Here is a 5,276-nt window from a genome sequence, read left to right as displayed (position 1 = left end):
CCTTGTGCGTGGCGGGCACGGACGCCAGCCCCAGATCCGCCCTGGGGCGCCCCACGATGACGGTGGCAGCGGTGGTCGGATCCCAGTTGAGCGCCGAGGCCCCGGAGGCGAGATCGGCGTGCCGGTCCCCGCGGACGACGGCGTCGACCAGCATCGCCTCCATGCGGGTGTCCCAGGCGCCCCGGTGCTCGGCGGCGGCCGCGTACACCGAGGCAGCGGTGAAGCCGAGCTCGCGACCGAACTTCAGCACCGCCGCGATCATGAGCCCGCGCTGGCGCTCGTTGTGGGTGATCCGCGGCATGACCAGCTCGAAGTACTCGCACGTGGAGCGGACGAGCTGCACGGTCTCCTGCAGGGACAGGCCCTGACCGAGGCCCTTGGGCAGAAGCTTGAACCCCGCGATCGTGTCGGTGTGCGGGGCCTCGGGGTTGCGCATCCAGGTGACGAAGTCGCGCACGGCGCTCTGGATGATCAGCTGGATCTCCGCCCGTTGATCGGCGGACAGCCCGGCGAAGAACGGCAGGTCCTCCTCGAGGGACCGGACCGCTTCCGTCGACAGCGTCCCCGAGTACCGGGTGATGCGCTTGAGTAGCGCATCCGAGACCGGTCGCTGATCCGGAGCCCTCGCGGATCGGCGCCGTGACGGCTGTACGGTCTGTGGCCCGGCCCCCGCCGCGGGTCCGGTCGTCTCGGTCACGCCACCCCGGGATCCGTCGTGGGCTCGGGCGCCGCCATGACGTCGTCGATCTTGTACAGGCGGGCCGCCTCGAGCAGGGTGCGCTTCTCGAGGCTGCCCTCGCGGACCAGCCCGGCGAGGACCGCGACGATGATCGATTCGGCGTCGGTGTTGAAGAAGCGACGCGCAGCCGGTCGGGTGTCGGAGAACCCGAATCCGTCGGTGCCCAGGACGGTGAAGTCACCGGGGACCCATCCGCGGATCTGGTCCGGCACCGCCTTCTGGTAATCGCTCACGGCGACCTTCGGTCCCTCGCTGCCTTCGAGAGACGCGGTGACGAACGGGGTCCGGGCATGCTGATCCGGGTGTCGGAGCTCGTGGCGTTCACACTCGTAACCGTCCCGTGCCAGTTCGTTCCACGAGGTGGCCGACCAGAGATCGGCGGCCACGTCCCACCGCTCGGCCAGGGTCTTCTGGGCTTCGGCGGCCGCGTACATCGCGACACCCGAGGCGAGGATCGAGGCCTTGTGCGCGCCCTTCTCGGCCTTGCGGAAGAGGTACAACCCCCGGAGCAGGGCGTCGGAGTCCAGATCCTCGGGCTCCGGCGGCTGCGGGACGGGCTCGTTATAGAGGGTGATGTAGTACGACACGTTGCGGTCGATCCCGTCGGTGTCGTTCTCATGGGCGGCGCCCGGCCCGTACATCCGCTCGATCCCCGCGCGCATGATGTGGGCGAGCTCGAAACCCCATGCGGGGTCGTACGAGATGATCCCCGGGTTGGTGGCGGCGAGAAGCGGTGAATGGCCGTCCATGTGCTGCAGCCCCTCACCGGTGAGGGTGGTTCGGCCGGCGGTGGCGCCGAGCAGGAACCCGCGGGCGAGCTGGTCGGAGGCCGCCCAGATGGCGTCGCCGGTGCGCTGGAAACCGAACATCGAGTAGAAGATGTACAGCGGGATCATGGGCTCACCGTGGGTCGCATACGCGGTGCCGGCGGCGGTGAACTCGGCCACCGACCCGGCCTCGCTGATCCCCTCGTGCATGATCTGGCCCGTCTTGGACTCCTTGTAGCTGAGCATGAGGTCGTGGTCGACGGAGGTGTAGTTCTGCCCGTGCGGGTTGTAGATCTTCAGGGTGGGGAACCACGAGTCCATCCCGAAGGTCCGCGCCTCGTCCGGGATGATCGGGACCAGACGATCGCGTAGCGACTCGTCCCGCATGAGCTCCTTGCAGGTGCGGACCAGGGCCATCGTGGTGGCGACCGACTGCTTTCCCGAACCCTTGCGGAGCGAGGCCAGGGAATCGATGTCCGGGACGGAGAGCGGGGTGAAGGTCTGGCGCCGCTCGGGCACGTGCCCGCCCAGCGCGTTCCTCCGCTCGAGCATGTAGCGGATCTCCGGCGAGTTGGGCCCCGGGTTGTAGTACGGGGGCAGCGTCGGGTCGGCCTCCAGTTCCTCGTCCGTGATGGGGATGAGCTGCTTGTCGCGGAACAGCTTGAGGTCGTCCAGCGTCAGCTTCTTCATCTGGTGCGCGGCGTTGCGTCCCTCGAAGTTCTGGCCCAGACCGAAACCCTTGACCGTGTGCGCGAGGATCACCGTGGGCTGACCGGTGTGCTCGAGCGACGCCTTGTAGGCGGCGTGGATCTTCCGGTAGTCGTGCCCGCCGCGGCGGAGGGCCCAGATCTCGTCGTCGGTCATGTCCTCGACGAGCTTGGCCGTGCGGGGGTCACGACCGAAGAAGTGCTCGCGGATCCAGGCGCCGTCATTGGCGCGGAACGTCTGGTAATCACCGTCCGAGACGGAGTTCATGAGGGAGACGAGCGCGCCCTCGGTGTCCTTCTCGAACAGCGCGTCCCACTCGCGGCCCCACACGACCTTGATGACGTTCCATCCGGCGCCCCTGAAGTACGACTCCAGCTCCTGGACGATCTGCCCGTTGCCGCGGACCGGGCCGTCGAGGCGCTGGAGGTTGCAGTTGATGACGAAGGTCAGGTTGTCGAGCGCGTCGTTCGCGGCCACCTGCAGGGCTCCGCGCGAGTCGACCTCGTCCATCTCACCGTCGCCGAGGAACGCCCACACGTGCTGCTGGGAGGTGTCCTTGATCCCGCGGTTGTGCAGGTAGCGGTTGAACCGCGCCTGATAGATGGCGTTCATGGGCCCGAGGCCCATCGACACCGTGGGGAACTCCCAGAACTCGGGTAGGCAGCGGGGATGGGGGTAGGAGGGAAGTGAGCGTCCGGGGTGGCTCTTCTCCTGCCGGAACCCGTCGAGGTCGTGCTCGCGGAGGCGACCCTCGAGGTAGGCGCGTGCGTACATGCCGGGTGAGGCGTGCCCCTGGAAGAAGATGTGGTCACCACCCCCGGGGTGGTCCTTGCCGCGGAAGAAGTGGTTGTAGCCGACCTCGTACAGCGGGGCCGCGCCCGCGTAGGTGGAGATGTGGCCGCCCACACCGATGCCGGGCCGCTGGGCGCGGTGGACCATGATGGCCGCGTTCCAGCGGATCCAGCGCCGGTAGGTGCGCTCCACCGACTCGTCGCCCGGGAACTCGGGTTCGAGGCTGGTGGGGATCGTGTTGACGTAGTCCGATGAGGTGAGAGCCGGAAGGGGAACCCGCTGCTTGGAGGCGCGCTCGAGGAGCCTGAGCATGAGGTAGCGCGCCCGCTCGGGGCCCGCCTCCGCGAGCATGCCGTCGAGGGAGTCCATCCACTCCTGCGTCTCCTCGGGGTCCGAGTCCGCGAGATAGGACGCGACCCCCTCCCGGAGGACCGGCACGTTGGTGGGTGCGGAACCATCTCGGGTGCCTACGGTCTCGGTCATGCGTCTCGTCCTCACTTCTGCGATACGTACAGCGGCGACCCGGTGGGGTCACCACACATGTCGGGGTGCAGTGTCCGGTCGACCGCACGCGCCGCGGGTGTGTGGCGGATGGCGAGGTCGACCGGCCACGGGCCGTCGTCGGCCCATGACTTCCTCTGATTGTGCCCCAAAGCGTGATGCGCGACACGGGGCTGCGCTCTGACCGCCCAAATAGGCGGTAGTCGTTTCCCGTGGGAGGGTGCGCGGGTAGTGTTCCGTGTCAGCGAAAGACCAAGACGAACGAAGTCGGATACGAGGGAGGAACACCACGGTGGTCGCCGCGGCGAACCAGCAGGACGGGGCGGATCAGATTGCTGGTCAGCTCGAACTGACGAAGGACATGCTCGTTCAGGAGGTCGGATGGGATTCCGACTGTGACGAGTCGATCAGTGAGGCCGTCGAGGACGCCGTCGGGTCGGAGCTGCTGGAGGAGGACACGGACGAGATCGTCGACGCGGTACTGCTCTGGTGGCGCGACGGCGACGGCGACCTGGTGGACAGGCTCATGGACGTCGTGACCCCGTTGGCGGAGGAGGGTTCCGTGTGGGTCCTCACCCCCAAGACGGGGAACGACGGCCACGTGGAGCCCTCGGTCATCGCCGAGTCGGCCCAGACCGCCGGGATGCTCCAGACCCGCACCGCGGCCCTGGGGGACTGGGCGGGAAGCCGCCTGGCGCTGCGGAAGAACAGCATTCCGCGGAAGTAGAACGACGTTCCGCGGTTGTGATCGCACCCCCCGGGGGTGCTCGGCCGCCCGGCGGTCGGGCACCAGAACCGGGATGAGTTGATCTCACGAACACCGGCACCGGAGGTGCCGGTGTTCTCTCATGCACCGTGCGGGCACGCGGGACCGGAGCCGTGTCCGGGCGCCCTGTCGGTCGGCCGCCCGGTCGCCGGTCAGCCGTCCGGTCCGAGCAGGACGACCCCGCCGGACACCGACTGGGCGGGCCCCGGCAGCGGAACGCGGTAGGGGCGCCGGTCCTCGCCGGCGTACGGGGCAGCCCGGAGGCCGCCGCCCCAGGCCCACAGGTTTCCCGTCCGGTCGATCCCGTACGACGAGGCACCTGAGGCGCCGATCCACTCCATCGGCGCCACGCCGACCACCTGCTGCGGCGAGGCGGTGGAGGTGTCCTCGGCGTCCCCGTCGCCGAGCATCCCGGAGACGATGCGTCCCCACGCCCAGACGTGCCCGTCGGAATCCCGCGCGAGCGCGAAGTCGTTTCCGCCGGCCACCTGGACGATGTCGGTCAGCCCCTCGATCCTGACCGCCCGCGGGCTCTGACCTCCACGCGGTTCGACGCCCAGCAGTCCGTGGACGTTGTTGCCCCACGCGCACACCTCTCCGGTGCTGGTGGCGATGACGGCGGCCCCTCCCGGGTTGGCCACGCTGACGGCACCCGGGACGTCCCGGATCGTGCGGACCAGCGTCCCGTCCGGCTCGCCGATCACCTGGGTGAGATTGATCCCCCACCCCTGCACCCTGCCGTCGGAGCGCAGGGCGAGGACGTTGAGTTGCCCGTCGGCCACCTCGATCACGTTCTCGACCTTGGGGACCGGGCCCGGGGTGGGCTGCTGACGCTCGGCTCCGCGGTGGCCCCCGCTCGCGATGAACGAGTCGCCCCACGCGGTCACGGATCCGTCGGAGTGGGTGGCGAGGAACGCTCCACCGACCGCCGCCACGGAGGTGGCGTCCCGGACGCCGGGCACCTTCTGTGGCAGCGCCGCCGCGGGCCCGGCGGGCGTGCCGG

General features: G+C 69.3%; 3 protein-coding genes and 1 pseudogene. 1 reads left to right on the top strand and 3 read right to left on the bottom strand.

All coding sequences use genetic code 11. From position 1 onward, the window contains the following. Both G6020_RS03215 and aceE read right to left on the bottom strand, forming a co-directional pair. Positions 1-697: pseudogene (locus tag G6020_RS03215) on the bottom strand (PucR family transcriptional regulator); the annotation flags it as partial. Continuing rightward, entirely contained in the window at positions 694-3,489 is a 2,796-nt protein-coding gene (gene aceE, locus G6020_RS03210) for a pyruvate dehydrogenase (acetyl-transferring), homodimeric type (RefSeq protein ID WP_179524990.1), read from the bottom strand. The gene aceE and the pseudogene G6020_RS03215, both read right to left, overlap by 4 nt. A gap of 310 nt (positions 3,490-3,799) precedes the next feature. Here aceE and G6020_RS03205 point away from each other — a divergent pair, with 310 nt between their 5' ends. Continuing rightward, positions 3,800-4,234 (top strand): DUF3052 domain-containing protein, encoded by a 435-nt coding sequence (locus tag G6020_RS03205; RefSeq protein ID WP_182609628.1) that lies wholly within the window; start codon positions 3,800-3,802, stop codon positions 4,232-4,234. 191 nt (positions 4,235-4,425) lie between these two features. Here the strand turns inward: G6020_RS03205 and G6020_RS03200 are convergent. Beyond that, positions 4,426-5,276, bottom strand: an 851-nt coding sequence (locus tag G6020_RS03200) for an RCC1 repeat domain-containing protein (RefSeq protein ID WP_182609627.1), incomplete at its 5' end; no start/stop codon positions are given.

This window comes from Dietzia sp. B19 (genome assembly GCF_014145155.1).
In the GTDB taxonomy this organism is placed as follows: Bacteria; Actinomycetota; Actinomycetes; order Mycobacteriales; family Mycobacteriaceae; genus Dietzia; species Dietzia natronolimnaea.
The sequence above is the reverse complement of the archived record's forward strand: the minus strand, read 5'-3'. Positions and strand labels throughout refer to the sequence as shown.

What these genes read in the sequence shown, in the direction of transcription:
- aceE (WP_179524990.1), bottom strand. Translation starts at nt 3,489, where the DNA reads ATGACCGAGACCGTAGGCACCCGAGATGGTTCCGCACCCACCAACGTG.